General features: G+C 56.6%; 19 protein-coding genes and 1 tRNA gene. 15 read left to right on the top strand and 5 right to left on the bottom strand.

Going from position 1 to position 20793, the window contains the following annotated elements:
- Nucleotides 1-53 precede the first annotated feature (53 nt).
- From Q0802_RS19875 to acuI, 5 genes are all read left to right on the top strand, one after another.
- Entirely contained in the window at nt 54-842 is a 789-nt protein-coding gene (locus Q0802_RS19875; protein WP_298921558.1) for a DUF2182 domain-containing protein, read from the top strand.
- Nucleotides 843-846: 4 nt separating this feature from the next.
- Nucleotides 847-1554 carry a DUF1326 domain-containing protein gene (locus tag Q0802_RS19880; RefSeq protein ID WP_298921559.1) on the top strand — a complete coding sequence of 236 codons (708 nt, stop codon included), beginning with the start codon at nt 847-849 and terminating at the stop codon, nt 1552-1554.
- Nucleotides 1551-2060, top strand: coding sequence for a DinB family protein (locus tag Q0802_RS19885; protein WP_366523342.1), 510 nt, complete (start codon nt 1551-1553; stop codon nt 2058-2060). Before Q0802_RS19880 ends, Q0802_RS19885 begins: the two co-directional genes overlap by 4 nt.
- 1 nt (nt 2061) lies before the next feature.
- Nucleotides 2062-3165: a dimethylsulfoniopropionate demethylase gene (locus Q0802_RS19890; protein WP_298921560.1), complete on the top strand. Its 1104-nt coding sequence runs from the start codon at nt 2062-2064 to the stop codon at nt 3163-3165.
- A 73-nt stretch (nt 3166-3238) separates the two neighbouring features.
- Nucleotides 3239-4231 carry an acryloyl-CoA reductase gene (acuI, locus tag Q0802_RS19895; protein WP_298921561.1) on the top strand — a complete coding sequence of 331 codons (993 nt, stop codon included), beginning with the start codon at nt 3239-3241 and terminating at the stop codon, nt 4229-4231.
- A gap of 97 nt (nt 4232-4328) precedes the next feature.
- Here the strand turns inward: acuI and Q0802_RS19900 are convergent, their stop codons facing one another.
- Complete coding sequence (locus tag Q0802_RS19900) at nt 4329-6170, bottom strand: BCCT family transporter (protein WP_298921562.1); 1842 nt, start codon at nt 6168-6170, stop codon at nt 4329-4331.
- A 280-nt stretch (nt 6171-6450) separates the two neighbouring features.
- Here Q0802_RS19900 and Q0802_RS19905 point away from each other — a divergent pair, with 280 nt between their 5' ends.
- From Q0802_RS19905 to Q0802_RS19945, 9 genes are all read left to right on the top strand, one after another.
- Nucleotides 6451-7674, top strand: coding sequence for an aminotransferase class V-fold PLP-dependent enzyme (locus Q0802_RS19905; RefSeq protein WP_298921564.1), 1224 nt, complete (start codon nt 6451-6453; stop codon nt 7672-7674).
- A gap of 67 nt (nt 7675-7741) precedes the next feature.
- Nucleotides 7742-9160, top strand: a complete 1419-nt coding sequence (locus Q0802_RS19910; protein WP_298921565.1) for a deoxyribodipyrimidine photo-lyase — start codon at nt 7742-7744, stop codon at nt 9158-9160.
- Nucleotides 9161-9233: 73 nt separating this feature from the next.
- Nucleotides 9234-10442 (top strand): cyclopropane-fatty-acyl-phospholipid synthase family protein, encoded by a 1209-nt coding sequence (locus Q0802_RS19915; RefSeq protein WP_298921566.1) that lies wholly within the window; start codon nt 9234-9236, stop codon nt 10440-10442.
- A gap of 28 nt (nt 10443-10470) precedes the next feature.
- On the top strand, nt 10471-10911 hold the full coding sequence (locus tag Q0802_RS19920) for a TrgA family protein (protein WP_298921567.1): 441 nt from the start codon (nt 10471-10473) through the stop codon (nt 10909-10911).
- 7 nt (nt 10912-10918) lie between these two features.
- On the top strand, nt 10919-12031 hold the full coding sequence (locus tag Q0802_RS19925) for an NUDIX domain-containing protein (protein ID WP_298921568.1): 1113 nt from the start codon (nt 10919-10921) through the stop codon (nt 12029-12031).
- A gap of 54 nt (nt 12032-12085) precedes the next feature.
- The gene (locus Q0802_RS19930; protein ID WP_298921569.1) at nt 12086-13123 is read left to right on the top strand and encodes a cysteine synthase A; all 1038 of its coding nucleotides are present in this window, start codon (nt 12086-12088) and stop codon (nt 13121-13123) included.
- Nucleotides 13120-15447, top strand: a complete 2328-nt coding sequence (locus tag Q0802_RS19935) for a DUF3772 domain-containing protein (protein WP_298921570.1) — start codon at nt 13120-13122, stop codon at nt 15445-15447. The genes Q0802_RS19930 and Q0802_RS19935 overlap by 4 nt, the downstream gene beginning before the upstream one ends.
- The gene (locus tag Q0802_RS19940; protein ID WP_298921572.1) at nt 15444-16166 is read left to right on the top strand and encodes an alanyl-tRNA editing protein; all 723 of its coding nucleotides are present in this window, start codon (nt 15444-15446) and stop codon (nt 16164-16166) included. Before Q0802_RS19935 ends, Q0802_RS19940 begins: the two co-directional genes overlap by 4 nt.
- Nucleotides 16167-16236: 70 nt before the next feature.
- Nucleotides 16237-16326: transfer RNA gene (locus Q0802_RS19945), tRNA-Ser, on the top strand.
- A 435-nt stretch (nt 16327-16761) separates the two neighbouring features.
- Here the strand turns inward: Q0802_RS19945 and rpoN are convergent.
- On the bottom strand, nt 16762-18060 hold the full coding sequence (gene rpoN, locus Q0802_RS19950) for an RNA polymerase factor sigma-54 (protein ID WP_298921574.1): 1299 nt from the start codon (nt 18058-18060) through the stop codon (nt 16762-16764).
- 131 nt (nt 18061-18191) lie between these two features.
- On the opposite strand from rpoN, the gene Q0802_RS19955 reads away from it, so the two are divergent.
- The gene (locus Q0802_RS19955; protein ID WP_298921577.1) at nt 18192-19151 is read left to right on the top strand and encodes a hypothetical protein; all 960 of its coding nucleotides are present in this window, start codon (nt 18192-18194) and stop codon (nt 19149-19151) included.
- Here Q0802_RS19955 and Q0802_RS19960 read toward each other — a convergent pair.
- Genes Q0802_RS19960 through Q0802_RS19970 form a run of 3 tightly spaced genes read right to left on the bottom strand, consistent with a single transcriptional unit; the run spans nt 19145 to nt 20761 of the window.
- Nucleotides 19145-19327 carry a hypothetical protein gene (locus Q0802_RS19960; RefSeq protein WP_298921580.1) on the bottom strand — a complete coding sequence of 61 codons (183 nt, stop codon included), beginning with the start codon at nt 19325-19327 and terminating at the stop codon, nt 19145-19147. The genes Q0802_RS19955 and Q0802_RS19960 overlap by 7 nt on opposite strands.
- Before the next feature lie 26 nt (nt 19328-19353).
- Nucleotides 19354-20481 (bottom strand): WD40 repeat domain-containing protein, encoded by a 1128-nt coding sequence (locus Q0802_RS19965; RefSeq protein WP_298921582.1) that lies wholly within the window; start codon nt 20479-20481, stop codon nt 19354-19356.
- Nucleotides 20474-20761, bottom strand: coding sequence for a hypothetical protein (locus Q0802_RS19970; RefSeq protein WP_298921585.1), 288 nt, complete (start codon nt 20759-20761; stop codon nt 20474-20476). Before Q0802_RS19970 ends, Q0802_RS19965 begins: the two co-directional genes overlap by 8 nt.
- Between the last annotated feature and the right edge of the window lie 32 nt (nt 20762-20793).

Raw genomic sequence — 20793 nt, forward strand, 5'->3', positions numbered from 1 at the left:
TCGACTTCTAATTGTCTGGCATTTGATTGGCAAGGATTAAGGGGACTCACTTCGTGCACGGCATCATGCGCTCCACACTCTGGCTTGGGTTTTTTACCGCCATTCTGGCGGCCTGGTGGGTCATGTACGCGATGAGCATCGACATGGACCTCGATCTTCTCGGAAGACCGGGCGAGATGGGCGCACGCATGGCCGCGATGGACCCGCGCATGCCCATGTATATGCCCATGGCCAATTTCGGCCCGCTGTTTGCCATGTGGGCGATTATGATGGCGGCGATGATGTTGCCCACCCTTGTACCGACCTTACGCGCGTACGAGGACCTGATGGTTTCAGCAAACGGCACGCGGGCAGGGTGGTTGGGCGTTCTGCTGGGCTATTTCGTCATCTGGGTTGGCTTTGCCGCTGTGATAACGGGCGCGCAACTCGGCTTGCTGTTCGGCGGCATCATCGACATGCTCGGTGTTGCCAAATCGCCGCTGGTGGCGGGCGCGCTGCTTATCATGGTCGGTCTTTTTCAGTTTACCCGCGCCAAGGAAATCTGCCACGGTGTCTGTCACGCGCCGGCGATGTATTTTCTGGGCCATTGGCGCACAGGGTTTGGCGGCGGGCTGGGCATGGGGCTGGGCCTTGGTGCATTTTGTGTCGGCTGTTGTTGGGGTTTCATGTCGCTGGGATTTGTCGGTGGGGTGATGAACCTCGCCTGGATGGGCTTAGCGACACTCTTCATGATCCTCGAAAAATTGCCGCAAATCGGACATTACGTGACAAAACCTATGGGGGTCATCTTATGCGCTGCGGGGCTCGCAGTGATGGGCTGGCCGAGCTTGATGGGAGGATAACATCATGGCAAAGAACAGACGCGCGGACGCTGACAAGCTGCCCATCAGCCAGCGGATTGACCAGCGAATGCCCAACCCCAAACGGCGGCAGACAAGCCCGACGGAATGGGCGATCAAGGGCGAGCTTTTCCTGAACTGCTCCTGCACGGTGTTTTGTCCCTGCGTTGTCAGCCTGGGCGCGCATCCCCCTACCGAAGGCCACTGCCATGCCTGGATGGCGATCGCCATCGACGAGGGCCACTACGAGGGCGAAGACCTGGGCGGGTTGAACATCGGGCTTCTGGTGGACATCCCGGGCCGCATGGGCGAGGGCAACTGGAAGGTCGCCGCCTATGTGGACGAGCGGGCAACCGGCAAGGCCTACAATGGTATCTTGCAGATATTCTCAGGTGCAGCCGGAGGCACCACAGGCCTCTTCACCATGCTGGTATCGGAAATCATCGGGGCGGAGCGCGCGCCCGTTGAAATCGTTCGCGACGGCAATCGCCGCTCCATCATGATCGGCCGCAAGATTCAGGGGGAGATCGAAATGCTGACCGGTAAAGACCCCGAACATCCGGTTATGGTCAGCAATTCCAAATACTGGATGGGCCCGGATATCATCGCCGCAACTGGCCTGAAAAGTCGCGTGCGGGATTACGGTCGCGTCTGGGATTTCGGTGGAAAATCGGCAGAGATTTGCCCGATTGATTGGAAAGGCCCTAAACCGTGATCGACCCGGCTTATGCGGTGATGATGGCACGCTACAACGGCTGGCAGAACGGCCAGTTGATGCCCGTGCTGGAAGCCATGTCGCATGAGGACCTGACCCTCGACAGGGGTGCGTTTTTTGGCTCGCTACTGGCAACGGCGAACCACCTGCTTTGGGGCGACACCCTCTGGATGAGCCGGTTTGACCCGTCGGTGGAGCCCCCCGCAGTGCCGCCCAAGGATCATGCAAAGCTGCATCCGACCATCCAGTCATGGGCGGCGGACAGGTTTCGGATGGATGGCAAAATCCGCTTTTGGGCCGAAGGGCTGCGCACTTTGGACCTCAAGGGAGATCTGATTTTCACGCCCAGCACTCTGGGACGTGAAGTGACGGTGCCTTTGGCCTCATCCATCGTGCATTTTTTCAGTCATCAGACCCATCACCGCGGACAGATTCACGCGATGCTTACAAGTGCAGGACAGAAGGCCCCAGTCAGCGATCTGTTCCTGATGCCAGAGGATGCCTGACATGGCGTTGATTTCACCTTCGCGGCGGTTGCGCCGCACGCCCTTTTCCGCGGGCGTCGAAGCGGCGGGTGTCAAAGCCTATACCATCTACAACCACATGCTATTGCCAACGGTCTTTGAAAGCGTCGAGGCGGACTATCATCATCTGAAAAACCACGTTCAAGTCTGGGATGTCTCTGTAGAGCGACAGGTGGAACTGCGTGGTCCGGATGCCGCACGATTGATGCAGATGCTCACGCCGCGCGATCTCAGAAGCATGTTGCCCGGGCGCTGTTTTTATGTGCCTATCGTCGATGAAACAGGCGGTATGCTGAACGATCCTGTTGCGGTGAAACTGGCCGAAGATCGTTGGTGGATTTCAATCGCTGACAGTGACCTTTTGCTATGGGTCAAGGGGATCGCGAACGGTTACCGTCTGGATGTGCTTGTGGACGAGCCTGATGTGTCACCGTTGGCGGTGCAGGGCCCCAAGGCAGATGACCTGATGGCCCGGGTCTTTGGCGATGCGGTGCGCGACATCCGGTTTTTCCGGTTTGGCATGTTTGAGTTTGAAGGGCGCGATTTGGCGGTTGCGCGATCCGGTTACTCCAAACAAGGGGGCTTTGAAATCTACGTCTCCGGCAGCGACATTGCGATGCCGCTATGGGAGACGCTCTTTGCTGCGGGCGAGGATCTGAACGTACGGGCAGGGTGCCCCAACGCCATCGAGCGGATCGAAGGCGGGTTGCTCAGCTACGGCAATGACATGACCGATGACAACACACCCCATGAATGCGGATTGGGCAGGTTCTGTGACACCCAGACGGCGATTGGCTGTATCGGACGGGATGCTTTGTTGCGCGTCGCAAAGGAAGGCCCGGTTCAGCAGATCAGGGCGATTGCCATTGAGGGCGATCCCGTGCCGCTTTGTGATCGCGCCTGGCCGCTCTTTGCACAGGGTCGGCGAGTGGGCCAGATCACCTCGGCCACCTGGAGCCCGGACTATGCCACCAATGTGGCCATCGGCATGGTGCGGATGACCCATTGGGACAGCGGCACCGCACTTGAAGTCGAGACCCCCGACGGCATGCGATCCGCGACAGTGCAGCCGGGGTTTTGGCTTTAGACGATTTCAGCGCAACATGATGCGTGTACCCAAGAGACAGTAAAACTGGGCAGGGACCCGAAAGGAGACAAGGATGTTCAAGGCACTTGTGGTGAACAAGGATGACGAGAGCGGCAAAACCTCCGCCGCTGTCGAGGAGATTTCAGAGGATCAACTGCCCGATGGGGACGTGACCGTCGCGGTTGAATATTCGACAGTCAACTACAAGGACGGTCTGTGTATCGGGCCGGGCGGTGGTTTGGTGCGCAACTATCCTCATGTGCCGGGGGTTGATTTTGCGGGCACTGTCGAAGCCTCCGACGATGATCGTTATAAACCGGGGGACAAGGTTGTGCTGACCGGTTGGCGTGTCGGCGAGGGCCATTGGGGCGGTTACGCTCAAAAGGCGCGGGTGAAGGCTGACTGGCTTGTGCCGCTGCCCGATGGGCTGGACACACGCGCCGCGATGGCCGTGGGGACGGCCGGTTTTACCGCGATGCTGTCTGTTATGGCCTTGCAGGATCACGGCTTGAACCCGGGCGACGGGCCGGTGCTGGTCACGGGGGCCGCAGGCGGCGTTGGGTCCGTTGCCGTCGCACTGCTGGCGTCACTTGGTCATGAAGTGGCTGGTGTGACGGGACGACCGGAAACCGCAGACTACCTCAAGGGCCTCGGGGCCAGCCAGATCGTTGCGCGTGAAGAGATCAATGAGACCGTTAAACGCCCGTTGGAGGCCGAAACCTGGGCCGGATGCATAGATGCGGTTGGCGGCGCGATGCTGGCGCGTGTCCTGGGGCAGATGAAATATGGCACCTCCGTCGCAGCGGTGGGCCTTGCGGGCGGTGCCGGGCTGCCGGCAACCGTGATCCCTTTCCTGTTGCGGGGCGTGAACCTTCTGGGCATTGATTCCGTCATGCAGCCCTATGAGAACCGCGTTCGGGCCTGGCAGCGGGTCGCCACCGATCTGCCGATGGATAAGCTTGAAGCTATGGTTGTGCCCGCGACGCTTGCTGATTTACCCCAACTTGGAGCAGATATTCTCAGAGGTCAGGTCAAAGGCCGCGTCGTCGTCGATGTGAATGGTTAAGTCGCCGTTCGGGCGCCATCCTAAGCCTTTGCGGATTTGAACAGCGCAGCAAAAAAGGGACGCTCAAAGGAGCGCCCCTTTTTTTGTGAGCTAGAGATTACTCAGCAGGCTGAGCCTCGGTATCTGTAGCAATACCCGCTTTTTCGCGACGACCGTCGTTGAAGAGCGCCTTGATCAGAGAAATCACCATCAGAACCATCACCATGGTAAAGGGCAATGCGCCGATGATCATGGCGTTCTGCAATGCGCTCAGACCACCACCGCCAGCCAGCAGCAGGGTGCCGATCACAAGCGTCAGAATGACGCCCCAGATAATCCGGTGCTTGACACCTGTTTCTTCCGCACCGCCGGACATGATGGTGTTCATCACCAGAATGCCGGAGTCGGCGGAGGTCACAAGGAAGGTCATGATCAGCACAACGCACATGATGATGATGCCTTGCAGGAAACCGCCCGAGAGCATGTTTTCCAGCGTGACAAACAGTTTCGCGGAATTGGAGGCACCAATGATGGCCCCTTCGGCGGCACCATTGATTTCCAGATCAATGGCCGTGCCGCCAAGGATTGTCATCCACGCAAAACAGACCAATGCCGGGGCGATGACCGCGCCAAGGACAAACTCACGTACTGTGCGACCTTTGGAGATACGCGCCAGGAAAAGCCCGACAAAAGGCGAGAAGGCAATCCACCAGGCCCAGTAGAAGGTTGTCCATCCGGCCTGCCAGCCAAACAGACGTCCCTGATCCCCTGCATCATAGGCGGCTTCAAGATCAGCGGCAGGCAGTGCGGCCGCCGCACCTTCGAGGCCCCCTGTAAAGCCCGACAAGCTGCCCCAGGGGTTTGTCGCTCCCGAGTAGATGGTGCTCAGTTCTTCGGCAGGCAAGGCTTGTACCGATGCAGGTGCCGCCTGCGCAAAAGCGCCTTCGCTCAAGGGCGAATAAGCCTCGAAGCTCAGACCGGTGAAGCTGATCACATAGTCGATCAGGGCAGTGGCATAGGTGGTCATCGCAAAGAGAAACGAGCCGAAAATCACAAAGGTCATCAGCAAGATCAGCGACAGCACCAGATTGAGATTGGAGAGATATTTCACGCCGCGCCCAACGCCTGACACCGCCGAGATGATCGACATGCCCATGATGACCACCAGGGCAACGATCAACCCGGTTTTGGTTGCGACCGGTGTGTCGCCCGAGGTGTCCATCATCCATTGTGCACCGGTGATCGAAAAGACCCCGTCGACCAACTGGCTGACGCCGAAACCGATGGTTACGGAGACACCAAGGATGGTTGCGACAACGCCCAGCACGTCGATGATATGACCGAAAATGCCGTTTGCGAACCGACCGATCAGGGGCGTCAGGGCTGAACGGATCGTCAGCGGCATGCCGCGTGTGTAGGCGTAGTAGGCGAGGCTCAGGCCGGTGACCACATAAATGGCCCAGGCATGGAAGCCGTAGTGCAGGAAGGTATAGCGGAAGGTGGATTTCAACGCTTCCGGCGTGTTGCCTGCCACCTCACCGGCGACCACCACCGGATTGGACCCCCAAAGCCCGAGCGGTTCCGCAGTTGCAAAGGTCATGAGACCCACGCCCAGCCCTGCACCAAACATCATCGAGAACCAGGAGAAATTCGAGAACTCCGGTTTCTGCCCGGGCGTGCCGAGCACCCGGCTTCCGGAGGACGGTATCAGCGCGACGATGAAAAGAAAGAAAGCAAATACGCCAACCGACAGAATGTAGAACGTGTTGAAGGACAAGAGCAGGGTGGTGTTGATCGACGAAAGCATCGCCCCGGCGCCTGCGGGAAAGACAAGGGCCCAAAGGACCAAAAGGACCATGCTTACCTTGGATATCAACGCGATGGGAAGGCTGTAGCCTTCATAAAAGCCGGTATCCTGAGTATTGATCTCAAGATCCGTAAACGGTGGTTTCACAGACATTTTGGTTTCCTCTGTTGCGATCCGACCGTCTTGGCGGGCCGTGACCGGTGTTTGACCGGGAGCAAATAGAGGCTCCAAATGTGTCCGATACCTTATTGTTGCCGGTCATTTGGTGTTGGGTGCATACCACCCATCGCGCGACTGTGACAAAATAAATTCCGGTGCGTTGGTTTTCAGGCGACGTTTGAGGTGCAGCAGCGACCTTTGGTGACGTTGAAGAGGTGCATGTTTGGCCAATAGGGCTCTTGACCTGTGAAGCGTTGCGAGGGACCGTGGCCCCATGACATTAGATTTGAATTTCGTCCGCTCACAGTTTCCCGCATTCGATGTCCCGAGCCTGCAAGGTCAGGCTTTTTTCGAGAATGCGGGTGGCTCCTATACATGCACGCCGGTCATTGACCGGCTGACCCGGTTCTACAACGAGCGCAAGGTGCAGCCCTATGCGCCCTATGAAGCCAGCCGTTTGGGCGGCGAGGAAATGGATGAGGCGCGGTCCCGTCTGGCGGCGATGCTGGGGGTGGAAACAGAGGAGCTGAGTTTCGGGCCGTCGACCACTCAGAACGCCTATGTTCTGGCACAGGCTTTTGCCGAAATGATGACACCCGGCGAGGCCATCGTCGTCACCAACCAGGATCATGAAGCTAATTCCGGCCCTTGGCGCCGCCTTGCCGCCCGAGGCATCGAGATTCGCGAGTGGCAGGTTGATCCTGATACCGGACACCTTGATCCGACCCGATTGGAAAACCTGCTGGACGAGAAAGTGCGACTGGTTTGTTTTCCCCATTGCTCCAACGTTGTGGGTGAGATCAACCCGGTAACCGAGATCACCGCATTGGCGCATGCGGCCGGTGCATTTACCTGTGTCGATGGGGTGTCTTATGCGCCGCACGGCTTTGCCAATGTTGGCGAGTTGGGTCCGGATATCTATCTGTTCTCAGCTTACAAGACCTATGGTCCGCATCAGGGTGTCATGGTGATCCGCCGTGCACTGGGTACCCTGCTTCCCAATCAAGGCCATCATTTCAATGGCGACAGCCTTTACAAGCGCTTCACACCCGCTGGCCCCGATCATGCCCAGGTGGCTGCCTGCGCCGGTATGGTTGACTACATCGACGCTCTTTATGATCACCATATCGGTGAGCAAGCGACGCCTGCCAAGCGTGGGCAAGCGGTTCACGATCTGATGCGCGGTCACGAGATCGATTTGCTGGAACCTCTTTTGGCCGCAGTTAAATCGCGGAATTCGGTGCGGTTGATCGGCCCATCGGATGCGCGCCGCCGTGCCCCCACCGTGGCGCTTGCCCTCAACCGGTCCGGCGAAGATGTCGCGGCAGAATTGGCATCGCGCGGGATCATGGCCGGGGGCGGCGATTTTTATGCTGGCCGGGCGCTATCCGCCATGGGCGTGGATGAAACCACGGGCGTGTTGCGCTTGAGCTTCACCCATTACACCTCTGCCGAAGAGATCGACAAACTTCTGGCCGCGCTTGACGACGTTTTGTGATCCTGTCGGTGATCCAAACGCTTCCGGCATACGTAACATTTTAGATGAAACGTGAAGGCCGTATCGAGTGACGACGTCTCCAATTTTGATCTGGTTCCGTCGGGATTTCCGGCTGACGGATCACCCGGCGCTGAGTGCAGCCTGTGCCACCGGATCTCCGGTTATTCCGGTTTTCATTCATGATCGTGAGGTTGATGCTTTGGGCGCGGCGCCAAAGTGGCGTCTGGGACTTGCCATTGATGCGTTTGCGCAAAGCCTCGCAGCCAAAGGCAGCCGTCTGATTTTGCGCCGCGGCTCCGCATTGCAGGAGTTGCAGAAGCTTGTCACCGAAACAGGGGCCAAGGCTGTCTACTGGTCGCGCCTTTATGATCCGGCAAGCATCGCACGCGACACAGAGATCAAGAGCACCCTGAAAGAGCAGGGTGTTGCGGCCCAGTCTTTTGGGGGCCATTTGCTGTTTGAACCATGGACCGTCGAGACCAAGACAGGTGGTTTCTACAAAGTCTACACGCCCTTCTGGAACATGGTGAAAAACCGTGATGTAGATGCGCCGCTGAAAGCACCCGACAATCTCCCCGCACCGGCGCACTGGCCGGATAGCGACGATCTGATGCAGTGGAACATGGCGGCTGCAATGAACCGTGGCGCTGACATTGTGCGCCCGCATGTACGGTTGGGGGAGAAGACAGCTCAGTCGCGGCTGGGCGCGTTCATAGACCGGATCGTGGATGGATATGACGTCACCCGCGACCTGCCTGCGGTGGATGGCACATCGGGCTTGTCTGAAAACCTCAGCCTGGGCGAAATCAGTCCCCATCAATGCTGGCACGCAGGCCAGCGCGCGCGGCAGGAAGGCAAGAAGGGTGCTGAGACCTTTTTGAAAGAACTGGTCTGGCGCGAGTTTGCCTATCATCTGATGCATCACACACCGCATCTTCTGACCGGGAACTGGAAGCCCGATTGGGACGGTTTCCCCTGGCGAACAGATGATGCTTCGCAAGACGTCATGGCGTGGAAACAGGGCCGCACGGGCATTGAATTTGTCGATGCTGCGATGCGGGAGCTTTACGTAACCGGTCGCATGCATAATCGCGGCCGCATGATCGTTGCGAGTTATCTGACCAAACATCTGCTGACGCATTGGAAGATCGGGCTTGATTGGTTCGAAGAATGCCTGATCGACTGGGACCCCGCCAGCAATGCGATGGGCTGGCAGTGGTCCGCCGGGTCAGGCCCCGATGCCACGCCGTACTTCCGGGTTTTCAACCCGGTCACACAGCTCGAAAAATTCGACAAGAACCGCGACTACGCAGACCGCTGGATCGCTGAGCAAAGAGCCAAACCTGCACCGCAGGCCCTGTCCTATTTTCAGGCGATCCCGCGGTCCTGGAACCTGTCGGCAAATGCAGAATATCCCGCCCCGGTTGTACCCGCGGATGTGGGCAGAAAAGTCGCACTTAATGCGTATGAAAACAAAGGCTTCTGAAACTCTTGATCGCGCAGATGCGTGTATCTTAACAATGGGCTCACGCCCGACTGTCACAACGAGCGAAACCTGTATGATCCTGACGACGACGAACGGCCAAGACAATCTGCCGCGCTACTTCCCCCAAGTTTTTGCGATGGCTGAAAAGATGAATAATGGTCGTGTAGAATTTGTGATGCCCGACGCGCGGCGTTTTCGCGCAGAGGGCAAGAACCCGGGTCCCGTGGCTGAACTTCACATCCACAATGATGATCTTTTTGCCCGCTTGGTCCGGGAAGGAGACCTGGGCTTTTGCGACGCCTATCTGGACGAATGGTGGTCGACACCGGACCTTCAGGCTTTCATGAATCTTGTTCACGCCGATAACGAAGACATCTACGATGGCTTCCCCGGCATGTTCTTTTTGCGTAATTTCGAGAAATTCCGGTTCTGGTTGCAACGCAATCACAAAAATCAGGCCCGCAAGAACATCAGCCACCATTATGATCTGGGCAACGCCTTTTATGGTTTGTGGCTGGATGACACCATGACTTATTCATCAGCCATCTTCGAGACCGGCCAGGAAAGCATGGAGAACGCGCAAATCGCCAAGTACAAATCCATGGTCGATGAAATGGGGGCGCAACCGGGGGATCATATCCTCGAGATCGGCTGCGGTTGGGGTGGATTTGCGGAATATGCTGCCAAGGAGCGGGGCCTGCGGGTCACCGGTCTGACGATATCCGAAGAGCAGTTTAAGTATGCCATAGATCGTATTGAAAAAGCAGGGCTTTCAGAGAAGGTGAGTTTCAAACTTCAGGACTATCGGGATGAGACTGGCCTCTATGACGGGATTGCCAGCATCGAGATGTTCGAAGCCGTCGGCGAAAAATACTGGCCCACGTATTTCGATGTTGTACGCGAGCGCCTCAAGCCGGGAAAGACGGCGACGCTACAGGTTATTACGGTCGCTGACAGGCGCTGGAAGGTTTATCGGCGGGGCGTGGATTTCATTCAGAAATACGTCTTTCCCGGGGGGATGCTGCCAAGCCCGACAGCTCTGCGCGTCCAGATATCGCGCGCCGGATTGGCGGTGGAGCGATCGATCGAATTTGGCCACAGTTATGCCGTAACTTTGCGCCGATGGCATGATAGCTTCAATGAAAAATGGGATCAGGTAAGCGCGATGGGGTTCGATGAACGCTTTCGCCGGATGTGGAATTTCTACCTGACCTCATGCGCCGCGACGTTTGAAAGTACCAATTGTGACGTGATTCAGATTACTGTGAGGCGGCCGGGGTAGGGTCGCGAGACCAAAAAGGAACGACCCAATGCCCGACGCCGCCAGATTGTTTGCATCCATTTGCATCGGAATAGTTGGGTTTCTGGTTTCCTATCAGATCATGCCTTTGATGCCGGAAAGCACTGATTTCGGCAGCTTTGCCTATATTAACGGGATCATCGGTATCTTTGTCGGTTGGCGGGTCATGGGCAAGCGGGCAGGGCGCGGTGTTGCCGCCGCCATCAACAACGGTATGGGTGGCGTTCTTGTGCTGGTGTTATGGGGTCTCTTCATCCACTCCAGCTATCAAATGTTCGACCGCGCCATGGCGAATTGGTATAACGGTGCGTTTCAGGCGCTGCTGGCGATTTTCAAATTCATGGCGGAATACGGGCTTGTCATGATCAACCCCTTAGTTATGTTCACGCTGATCTCGGGCGGCATTCTGTCCGGACTTGCAACAGAATACGCTTGGCGTACTTGGCGGTGAAATAAAATTGAACCCTAAACCATTGTTTTTGTTCGGGACGCTGCGGCATCGCGCGCTTCTCGACGCGGTCATCGGTGTTAGCACACATTTGCGTATTTCAAAGGCGGAATTGTCTGGTTTTGCCCTTCATGCGGTTGCAGAAGGACCATTCCCGGCAATTGTTCCCAGCCAAGCTGCCAGTTGTCTGGGCAGCCTTGTCGAAGGGCTGACCTCATCGGATTTGGAACGACTGGCTTTTTATGAGGGTGCTTTTGGCTATGCCTTGGAAGATGTCGTCCTGACTGATGGTGGCCTGGCGCGTGCCTATATGCCGGAACCCGGGCGATGGACGGCAAAGGGGGATTGGTCCCTTGATGATTGGGTCCGGGACTGGGGGTCGCTGAGCGTTATTTCGGCGTGCGAAGTCATGTCCTACATGGGCAAAAGGGCTCCCGACGAAATCGCGGCGATGTTTCCCATGATCCGCGCGCGCGCATGGTCGCGGCTGAATGCGGCGCAGGGCAAACATGATGAGCAAACCCTGCGTGGCACTGTGGATGTTCAACACCATCACCGAACGTATGCGCAATATTTTGCGCTGGATGAGTATGACCTGAGCCATGAGCGTTTTGATGGGAGCATGACACAAACTGTCAAACGCGCCGTGTTTCTGTCACCCGATGCAGCCCTCGTGCTGCCTTACGATCCCGTTAGAGATCGCGTGTTGGTCGTGGAGCAAATGCGCATGGGGCCCTTGGCGCGTGGGGATAAGACCTTATGGCAGCTTGAACCTATCGCCGGTCGGCTCGACCCCGGGGAAACCCCGGAAACAGCCGCTCGGCGCGAAGCCATGGAGGAAGCGGGCCTCTCCCTTGGCGCGCTGCATCCTGTGGCCGAAACCTATTGTTCGCCCGGTAATTCATCAGAGTTTTACTACATCTATGTCGGGCTGGCCGATCTGCCAGAGGATATTGCTGGCGTTGGTGGGCTGGAAGCAGAGCACGAAGATATTCGGGCCCATTTGATGCCTTTCGATGATCTTCTGAAGCTCTGCGACGATCAGGGTGCGGCGAATGCGCCATTGGTGCTGTCGGCTTACTGGCTGGCACGACATCGTGACCGGTTGCGGACCACCTCTTGAGGTCACGCCGGTGCAACGCTAGGTGTGGTGCAAGCACTTAGAAGGGGCATGGTGATGCACGTTGCAAGCGATCTGGCCGCGGCCATTGGAAACACACCTTTGATCCGGTTGAAACAGGCCAGTGATGCCACGGGTTGCGAAATCCTGGGAAAAGCCGAATTCATGAACCCGGGCCAGTCGGTCAAGGATCGCGCGGCGCTTTTTATCATCAAGGATGCGGTCGAAAAAGGCCTGCTGAAACCGGGTGGCACCATTGTTGAAGGAACCGCCGGAAACACAGGGATCGGTCTGGCCCTGGTCGGTGCCTCGATGGGATTCAAAACCGTCATCGTCATTCCTGAAACGCAAAGTCAGGAAAAAAAGGACATGCTGCGCCTTGCGGGCGCTGAATTGGTTCAGGTTCCGGCAGCACCCTATCGCAATCCCAACAACTTCGTGCGTTATTCTGAACGGTTAGCGGCTGAACTGGCGCGCACCACCAATGAAGGTGTGATTTGGGCTAATCAGTTCGACAATGTCGCCAACCGGCAAGCGCATGTGGAAACCACGGGGCCCGAGATATGGGCGCAAACCGATGGCAAGGTTGATGGCTTCATCTGCGCGGTCGGATCGGGCGGAACCCTCGCAGGCGTTTCCGAAGCCCTGAAACCAAAGGGCGTCAAGATCGGCCTTGCGGATCCGGATGGGGCGTCGCTTCACAATTACTACACGAATGGCGCGTTGGAGATGTCTGAAGGGTCTTCCATCAATGAGGGGATTGGCCAGATCAGGATCACCAAGAACCTGGAGGGGTTCACGCCTGATTTCAGCTACAACATCCATGATGCCGAAGCCCTGCCCATCGTGTTCGATCTGCTGGAACACGAAGGGCTCTGCCTTGGTGGCTCCAGTGGCATGAACATCGCAGGTGCCATACGTATGGCGCGGGATATGGGGCCGGGGCATACCATCGTGACCATCTTGTGTGACTATGGCACGCGCTATCAGTCGAAACTTTTCAACCCGGAATTCTTGCGGGAGAAAGGGTTGCCAACGCCGGGTTGGTTGGAGCAGGCGCCGGCGAGTATTCCGGGCGTGTTTGAGGACGTATGATCCAACGGGCCAAAGTGCTGGCATGGGGTATTTGTTGCGCCGTTTTCCTGTGTGTGGCGTCAGCTATGGCGCAGGATGCAGACAAAACCGACATCGAGGCGACGTTCAAGGCATGGGAGAATGTCGCTGAACTGGCGGAAACTGCCATTGACCGTAACATTGCAAGCAACGAGCGTTTGGAGCGGTTGCGGGCGGAGATCGCTGTGTATCGCAGCGATTTCTCGGCGGCCAGTCAGGTCAATGCCGAGCGCATTGCGACGCTGCGCAAGCAGATCGAAGCTTTGGGGCCAGTGCCTGAAAATAGCGAAGAATCCATAGAAATCAGAGCGCGGCGCACGGAACTCGATACCCAATTGGAACGGCTTCTCGAACCGGTGCGCGTTGCCGAAGAAGCCTTTCGACGCGCGGACGGTCTGGTGCGCGAAATTGATGCGATCATCCGCGACAGGCAGGCGCGCAGGTTGCTGTCTTTGGGACCATCACCGCTAAACCCGGCAAACTGGCCGGTTGCCGCAGACGAATTCTTCAACATCCTCAAGCCAGGCTCCGATGAGGTTGCGGCCTTTCGAGATCCGGATTTGCGAAAGGCGTTTCAGGAAAAACTCCCGCTGATCCTGCTGCTGATCGGTATCGCCCTGGCGCTGATCATTCGAGGGCGGACCTGGGCCGGTATCTGGCTCAACTACCTCAGAGAATGGGGTGGACGTGGTACCGGGGTTTGGGGTTTTTTGGTCTCTTTGCTACGCATCTTCCTGCCGCTGACAGGCTTTTTCATCCTGACATATGCCATTCGCATGACCGGCATGATTGGCGAGACAATGGATCTGTTCCTGAAGTTCCTGCCTTTCTTTGCCTTTGTTCTTTTGTGGTTCAGATGGTTGGCCGAGAGGCTATTTTCACGGTTCGATGACATTGCCCTGATCCAGTTGCCGCCCGAAAAACGTCGGGCTCAACGGCTCTATGTCTTGCTGTTGTCAGTGTTCTTCGTGTCAACCGGCGTCATTGAACTGCTGTTGGAAACCGGCGTCTCCGGCCCGGCAACGGAAGCAGTTTTGAGTTTTCCATTCATTGTGCTGATAGCACTTGTCCTTGGCGGTATGGGGCGGATCTTGCGTGGTTACGTTGTAAGCACCGAACAGGCCGGAGAAGAGACCCCTCGCGGCGGCGGGTTGGCGCGGGTATTGCGCGGCTTCGGCACCGCAATGATGGTCGTCTCCGTGGTCTCTCCGATCATGGCTGCGATCGGCTACGGCGAAGCGGGCAGCGCGCTCCTTTTCCCCACGGTCATCAGCGTGCTCATTTTGAGTTTCATGCTGACGCTGCAAAGATTTTTTGCAGATGTGTACTGCCTGATAACCAAGCAAGGTCCCGAGGCCCGGGAGGCGCTTATCCCTGTCATAACGGGGTTTGTTCTCGTCCTGCTGTCGATGCCGCTGCTGGCGCTGGCCTGGGGTGCACGGGTTGCGGATCTGACCGAGCTTTGGGCCAACTTCAGTCGCGGCTTCGAAATCGGAGACACGCGGATTTCGCCCGGTGACTTTGTCACTTTTGCAGTCATCTTTGTCGTTGGCTATTCGATCACCCGGCTCGTTCAAAGCACCATTCGAGTCAATGTGCTGCCCAAGACCAAGATGGATATTGGCGGCCAGAATGCCATCGTATCAGGGCTGGGATACATCGGTATTTTCCTGGCTGCCCTTTTGGCGGTTACAGGGGCAGGGCTTGATCTGTCTTCACTTGCCATTGTGGCCGGGGCGCTTTCGGTGGGGATTGGCTTTGGTCTGCAAACCATCGTCTCCAACTTTGTTTCAGGCATAATTCTCTTGATCGAGCGCCCGATTTCGGAAGGTGACTGGATCGAAGTGGGCGGACAGATGGGCTATGTTCGCGATATTTCCGTGCGGGCCACGCGCATCGAAACCTTCGACCGGACTGACGTTATCGTTCCGAACGCGGATCTCGTGTCGGGCACCGTCACAAACTATACGCGGGGCAATAAAGTTGGCCGCCTGATCGTTTCAGTTGGGGTTGCCTATGGCACGGATACCCGCCGGGTTGAGGCGATCCTGAAAGAGATCGCAAACGCGCAACCCATGGTCCTGTCCAAGCCGGAACCGATGATCCTGTTCAATAATTTCGGGGCCGATTCCCTGGAATTCGAAATCCGCATGATCCTGCGGGACGTGAACTGGATCATGGCCGTGAAGAATGACATCAACCATGAAATTGCGGAACGTTTCGCCAAGGAGGACATCGAAGTGCCCTTTGCCCAGCGTGACATCTGGTTGCGCAACCCCGAAGCCCTCAAGGACGCCAAGTCATGACAACCCAGATGCTTTTTCGGGCGGATCCTTACCTGAAATCTGCTGATGCGTCGGTTGTGGCGCATTCGGATGACGGTGGTGTGGTTCTGGATCGCACCGTTTTCTACCCGACCGGAGGTGGGCAACCGGGAGACAGTGGAAAGCTGGATTGGCCGGGCGGCTCATTGTTGATCAAGACCACTGTAAAGGGCTCCGACGGATCAATCGTTCTGCTGCCCTCGACGGAAGCAGAGTTGCCTCCGCTAGGTCAGCAGGTGACGCAAACTCTGGATTGGGAGAAGCGGTACGGACATATGCGTATCCACACGGCGTTGCATTTGTTGTCTGTCGTCATCCCATTTGGCGTTACCGGTGGATCGATCAGCGCTGACAAGGGGCGATTAGATTTCGACATGGCCGATCCTCCCGAGGACAAATTGGCCATCGAGCAGGCGCTGAACGAAATGATCGCCACGGACGCATCTGTAAGTGAAAGCTGGATCACTGAAAGCGAACTCGACGCGCAGCCTGATCTGGTGAAAACCATGTCCGTTCAGCCCCCGCGCGGCGCAGGACGCATTCGCCTTATTCGGATCGGCGATGCCGCCCATCCCTTGGACCTGCAGCCTTGCGGTGGCACCCATGTTGCAAAACTGGGTGAGATTGGTCGTTTACGCATTGGGAAAACAGAGAAAAAGGGCCGTATGAACCGCCGGGTCTATCTGCATCTCGAAGACTGATCGGATTGAAGTGCAAAAGGCTATTTTCTCCCTTGCATAACTTGTGCCTGGCGCGCTACACCGCGCGAACGGAGCGGTGGCCGAGTGGTCGAAGGCGCACGCCTGGAAAGTGTGTAGGCGGGAGACCGTCTCCAGGGTTCGAATCCCTGTCGCTCCGCCACTACCATATTTTATTGGTTTTACTTGGTATCGTTGCGCGGCCTTTTTCTTTGCTGTGCAGGCAATTGCGACGTTTATCATGACGTTCGTTTCTTTCGATGATGGCTGCACTATTTCCCTGAGTGGTAGAGCCTGAGTGGTAGAGAATGTGGTGTTTCTGAAGCGGCCCTATCCGGCAAGCTGACAAAGAAACTGGTCGAGGATCTTGAGGTCGCAGATGCAGCGCGCGAAGTGGTGGAAATGAGTTTGGCACACCAAGTTGGATCAGATGTGGAGCGGGCATGGGTGGCGATCAACCATACATGAGACCGTCTCGAAGCGCTTTGTGAGACCTGCGAACGCCCATGTCAAAAGCTCAGTGCCGAGGCCAGTTTGGCGGCTTTGAACGAGGTATTCGCCATTGACTGACGCAGCGGGTCGCAAGCCTAGTCAAACCTCACAAACGCGCATTGCGCGGTGCTTTCTTGGCCGCTTTGCGCCGAAGGCGAGGGGACACCAGACCAAGCTCGTTGCGATATTTGCTGATCGTTCGCCTTGAGATTGAAAACCCAAGTTTCTGAAAACGCGCTAGAATTTCCTCATCTTTCAATGGCGTTTGCTGATCTTCCGCAGCAACCCATTGCCGGATTTTTTGCAATGCGGCGTGTTTGGTTTGTGTTTCGTTGCCGTAAGTGAGCGCGTTACAGAACAATGCTCGCGCGGGTACGTTACCTTGGGAGCACAGTATCGTGAGGCCATGCAGAATTCGGCTGACTGTCGATTCGCTCACACCGATTTCACTGGCCAGATCGCGCATGCGCATGGGGCGGAGCGCAGCAAACCCTGCCTTAAGAAAATCCGGTTGGCGGATGAAGATCGCGGTCACCAGGGAAAGAGTCGTTGCATTGCGAAGTTCACAGGCTTTCTTGAGCGATCTGGCCTCTTGAACCAAGTGCCGCAGTCGTTCGGTATTTGGTCCACTGCGATGGTTGGTCGTGTCTAGATGCAGAGCTCGAACGGACGGGAAACTGAAGTTATTCAAGGTGACAGTCAATTTCCCATCAACGACAGCTACTGTCACGTCATCGGTTTTGCGCGGCGCTTCCTGAAAATCGAACTGCGCGCCGGGTTTTGGGTCCATGCGTCGAATAAGGCGGACACGTTCGAGAATGTCTGACGTGTTGCAGCCAATACGCTTTGCCAAGTGCTCCGGATCGAAACACCGCAGCTCATCAAGATGAACAATAATGCGCCGCATGATGTCGTCCAGCTGGCCTCTATCAAGTGCCTGCAGGCTGATACACTCCCTGAGATTTCGAGCAAAAAGACCAGCGGGCTCTAGTGTTTGCAATCGGACGAGCATTTCTGCGCAATCTGGCGCGTTCAAGGCATATTTCTCCGCGATCTCTTCGACCGACACGCTCAACCAACCGCTAAGGTCAAGTTCCAGCAAGAAGGCCCGCGCAATTTCCAAGTCGCCCGGAGAGGTGCAAACGTAGGGTAACTGTTTGACAACATGCTGGAAAATTCCACGCTCACTCACATCTGCAAGATCAGTCGACATCGCATCGACATCATAGCTTGCCTGTCCGGGTGTCGAATCCTTATGACTTTCAAGTTCGATAAACGGGTTTTTCTCTGCGGCATCCGACAGAAATTTGTGCATTTCAACTCTGTTCATCCGCATGATCGCAAGTGTTTCGATCATGGTTTTGTTAAGGCGCTGGCTTTGGTGGCGCGTCTGCGAAAAATTCATCGACATGGATCACTGTCGGGCCGCAGATGCCTCCCGAAACCATGATAGTTGCTGCGATGATGTGATGCGGGCCATTGCCCGTAAGCGGCCCTCTGATAGGCTGACATCGACAGGGTTGGGAAAACTGACGCATGAAAACGCCGTCTGAGACAGACACGCCGGTTTCGCTGGAAAGATACTACGCGGGGGTATCGCCACAATTGCTGGCGCGCACCAGGCAGATGTGGTCTGCGCGAGGCTTGGATCTGGACGCCGCGTGGCGCGTCACGATATGCCGTTTGCGAGGCTACCGTACGATCGATCATTGCAACGATAAAATCGACAGCGTTCCGATCGATGGCGTGTTCATGTTTGACCAGGCTGTCATCTGGGTTGCCTCGTTGAGTGACAGCGCAAGTATCGCAATGCGGCTGGATGGCATGCGATTGATACCGCAGCAATGGGAAGCCCTGCATGCCGTCACTTTCCGGATGATCGAACAGCTTGATGCTGTACGTTTGTTGTTTTTGACACAACTGCCGCTGCCCTCGATGCAAATCGCCCGGTCGATTTCGGAGAATGTGGATATGGCCCTCGCGTTCCTGTCGCGCCCCAAGCTCGCGCGGCGTTTTGTTGAATGCGCCACGGTTGAGGAAGCCAACGAGTTTTGGCGTCGCCACATTGCCGGAGGCCGGGCGTTCAGAACGGTCAGTCAACAACTTTACAGATCGGGATTGGAGTTTGATCAAAGCGGCGAATATGAAAACTGGCGCAACAGCGTCAAAGCCGTTCTCGGGACTGCGGTGCACACCTCGTTTCACCCACCAGGCACGCCCACAATCGACAGTTCGCAAGACAGCTTTCGTGAGATCAGCGATTGCCACTGGTTTGTAACGTTTCGGTTGCAGGAAATGTGTGCCTATTCTCATGTGCTTCAAAAAAACCTGCGCGAAGATCTGGATGCCGTTTCAAAACATCTCGCGCCTGAAGATGGCTTGAATTTGGGTGCGTGGACCTCGCAAATCTCCGAGATTGCGGTGGACCAACTGCGTTGGAGCCTTGCCAATGGCGCGGCTGACGCAACACCGGCTTTGTCACATGGGCTTCAGTGACGGGCACCGGTCTGAGGTGGGCCGCTTTCCCCTTTTGCAATCCATTGCGCGGCAAGAACCAGAGCGCCCATTGCGAAATCCTTTCCATGATCCTCGACCATTTCCTCAGATAACTCAGCCAGTTTTGCAAACAGCCTGTCCTTGTTGATCTCTTCTTTGGAAAGCTTTTGTTCCATTGGTGTCTCCAGTTTGGATTGGGGTTTTACTTGAACAATTGTGCGGGGAAGGTGGCGATCGCGGCCTTGCCGGATGCAAATCCCAAGGCCAAGTGTTCACCGGTTTTCGACCAGCCCAGAGCGCTGATGCTTGTGCCCATTTCATGGTGCAACATCATCTCTTCAGGTGTGCCAACGCGCGAGATGGCAGCAAGCCCGTTGGCATAGCCGGTAGCGATCAGATCAAGAGTGGGGTGCGCAGCGATTGTGTCGATCACCACCAGACCGGGTTTGCCTGTGCTCAAAGGTGTGCCCGGCAGATCATCATGGGGCAGATCGACGCTGGACCATCCGGCCAGACGATATGCACCAGCGGTAACGAGAGCGTTTCCTTTTTCGCTGAAGGCAAGACAGCGCACGGGCGCGGGGTATCCTTCGACACGCTGTACGTGCTGCGATGCAAGGTCGATGATATGAAAGCTCCGGTCACTGGAGGCGCAAGCGAGATGACCGCTTGCTTCATTCCAGACGATATCGGTCACAGGGCCAGCGCATTGAATATGGCAGGCGTCAGCTGAGGTTCCCTGTAGGTTGATGAGGCTCAGGGTGCCTTTGCCCCAGGCGGCCAGTTTCGTACCGTCAGCAGACATTGATTGGCAGGTCACCGGGTGGTCGAGAGCAATTTCCGCAAGGACCTCCATATCCGGCAGAGAGTGCAAAGTCAGCTGCGCGTCCCGGGCAATTGACAGTAGATGCCCGGAGCAGCTGCTGCAGATTGACGTGATGCTGTCGCCGGGTTTGCCCCTCTCTATGATCTGGCCGCCAGCAGTGATCTGCACAATAGCTCCCTGCGCGTCGACACCCGCAAACCCCTGAGTGCCAAAGCGCGCGACAGGCAAATCGGGATCCAGAACAAGCTGAGGCGAAATGAGAGGTGCAATCGGGTTTTCACGCGGCTTGATCGTTGTTCGCCCGGTATCGAGTTCCATACGTGTCCGTACTTTTGGGCTCTCGCTGTCTTTTTGTGCAGCCAACGCGACAGCACCCGAGGCCAGCCGGAAAAGAACTGCCGTATCCTCCTCGTTGAATGCAACCTGAACCACCGCTTCTTGCAGCGTCCACTCCCGTGCAAGCAGATCAAACAACTTCAATCCGGATGTGTTTTGTTCACCCATGATCAGCCTCCTTAACTGCCGCTTTTTCGATCTTCTGATCCAGTTCAGATAGCTCTGTTTCCAGCCTGTCGATGCGCGCCCGACATGCGTCGACTTCGTTGTTTGCCTTGTCCTGTGACGTGGTTGCGGAAGGGCAGGGCTCTTCCATCAACAACAAGATGCTGTTTCCGCTTTGCATTTGTAACGCACGCAGACAATCGGCATTGGCCTGGGACAAGGCGCTGATCAAAGACATGCGTTTCTGGAAAAGACCGTCGAGTGTGTTGGATTGACCGGTCATTCAATTGCCCCCTATGATCTGACAATCATCGA

Source organism: uncultured Roseobacter sp. (genome assembly GCF_947495275.1).
In the GTDB taxonomy this organism is placed as follows: domain Bacteria; phylum Pseudomonadota; class Alphaproteobacteria; order Rhodobacterales; family Rhodobacteraceae; genus Roseobacter.

Excerpts from the sequence above, each read along its gene's own strand:
- Q0802_RS19880 (WP_298921559.1), top strand. The coding sequence starts at position 847 with ATGGCAAAGAACAGACGCGCGGACGCTGACAAGCTGCCCATCAGCCAG.
- Q0802_RS19890 (WP_298921560.1), top strand. The coding sequence starts at position 2,062 with ATGGCGTTGATTTCACCTTCGCGGCGGTTGCGCCGCACGCCCTTTTCC.
- acuI (WP_298921561.1), top strand. The coding sequence starts at position 3,239 with ATGTTCAAGGCACTTGTGGTGAACAAGGATGACGAGAGCGGCAAAACC.
- Q0802_RS19900 (WP_298921562.1), bottom strand. The coding sequence starts at position 6,170 with ATGTCTGTGAAACCACCGTTTACGGATCTTGAGATCAATACTCAGGAT.
- Q0802_RS19905 (WP_298921564.1), top strand. The coding sequence starts at position 6,451 with ATGACATTAGATTTGAATTTCGTCCGCTCACAGTTTCCCGCATTCGAT.
- Q0802_RS19915 (WP_298921566.1), top strand. The coding sequence starts at position 9,234 with ATGATCCTGACGACGACGAACGGCCAAGACAATCTGCCGCGCTACTTC.
- Q0802_RS19920 (WP_298921567.1), top strand. The coding sequence starts at position 10,471 with ATGCCCGACGCCGCCAGATTGTTTGCATCCATTTGCATCGGAATAGTT.
- Q0802_RS19930 (WP_298921569.1), top strand. The coding sequence starts at position 12,086 with ATGCACGTTGCAAGCGATCTGGCCGCGGCCATTGGAAACACACCTTTG.
- Q0802_RS19935 (WP_298921570.1), top strand. The coding sequence starts at position 13,120 with ATGATCCAACGGGCCAAAGTGCTGGCATGGGGTATTTGTTGCGCCGTT.
- Q0802_RS19940 (WP_298921572.1), top strand. The coding sequence starts at position 15,444 with ATGACAACCCAGATGCTTTTTCGGGCGGATCCTTACCTGAAATCTGCT.
- rpoN (WP_298921574.1), bottom strand. The coding sequence starts at position 18,060 with ATGAATTTTTCGCAGACGCGCCACCAAAGCCAGCGCCTTAACAAAACC.
- Q0802_RS19955 (WP_298921577.1), top strand. The coding sequence starts at position 18,192 with ATGAAAACGCCGTCTGAGACAGACACGCCGGTTTCGCTGGAAAGATAC.
- Q0802_RS19960 (WP_298921580.1), bottom strand. The coding sequence starts at position 19,327 with ATGGAACAAAAGCTTTCCAAAGAAGAGATCAACAAGGACAGGCTGTTT.
- Q0802_RS19965 (WP_298921582.1), bottom strand. The coding sequence starts at position 20,481 with ATGGGTGAACAAAACACATCCGGATTGAAGTTGTTTGATCTGCTTGCA.
- Q0802_RS19970 (WP_298921585.1), bottom strand. The coding sequence starts at position 20,761 with ATGACCGGTCAATCCAACACACTCGACGGTCTTTTCCAGAAACGCATG.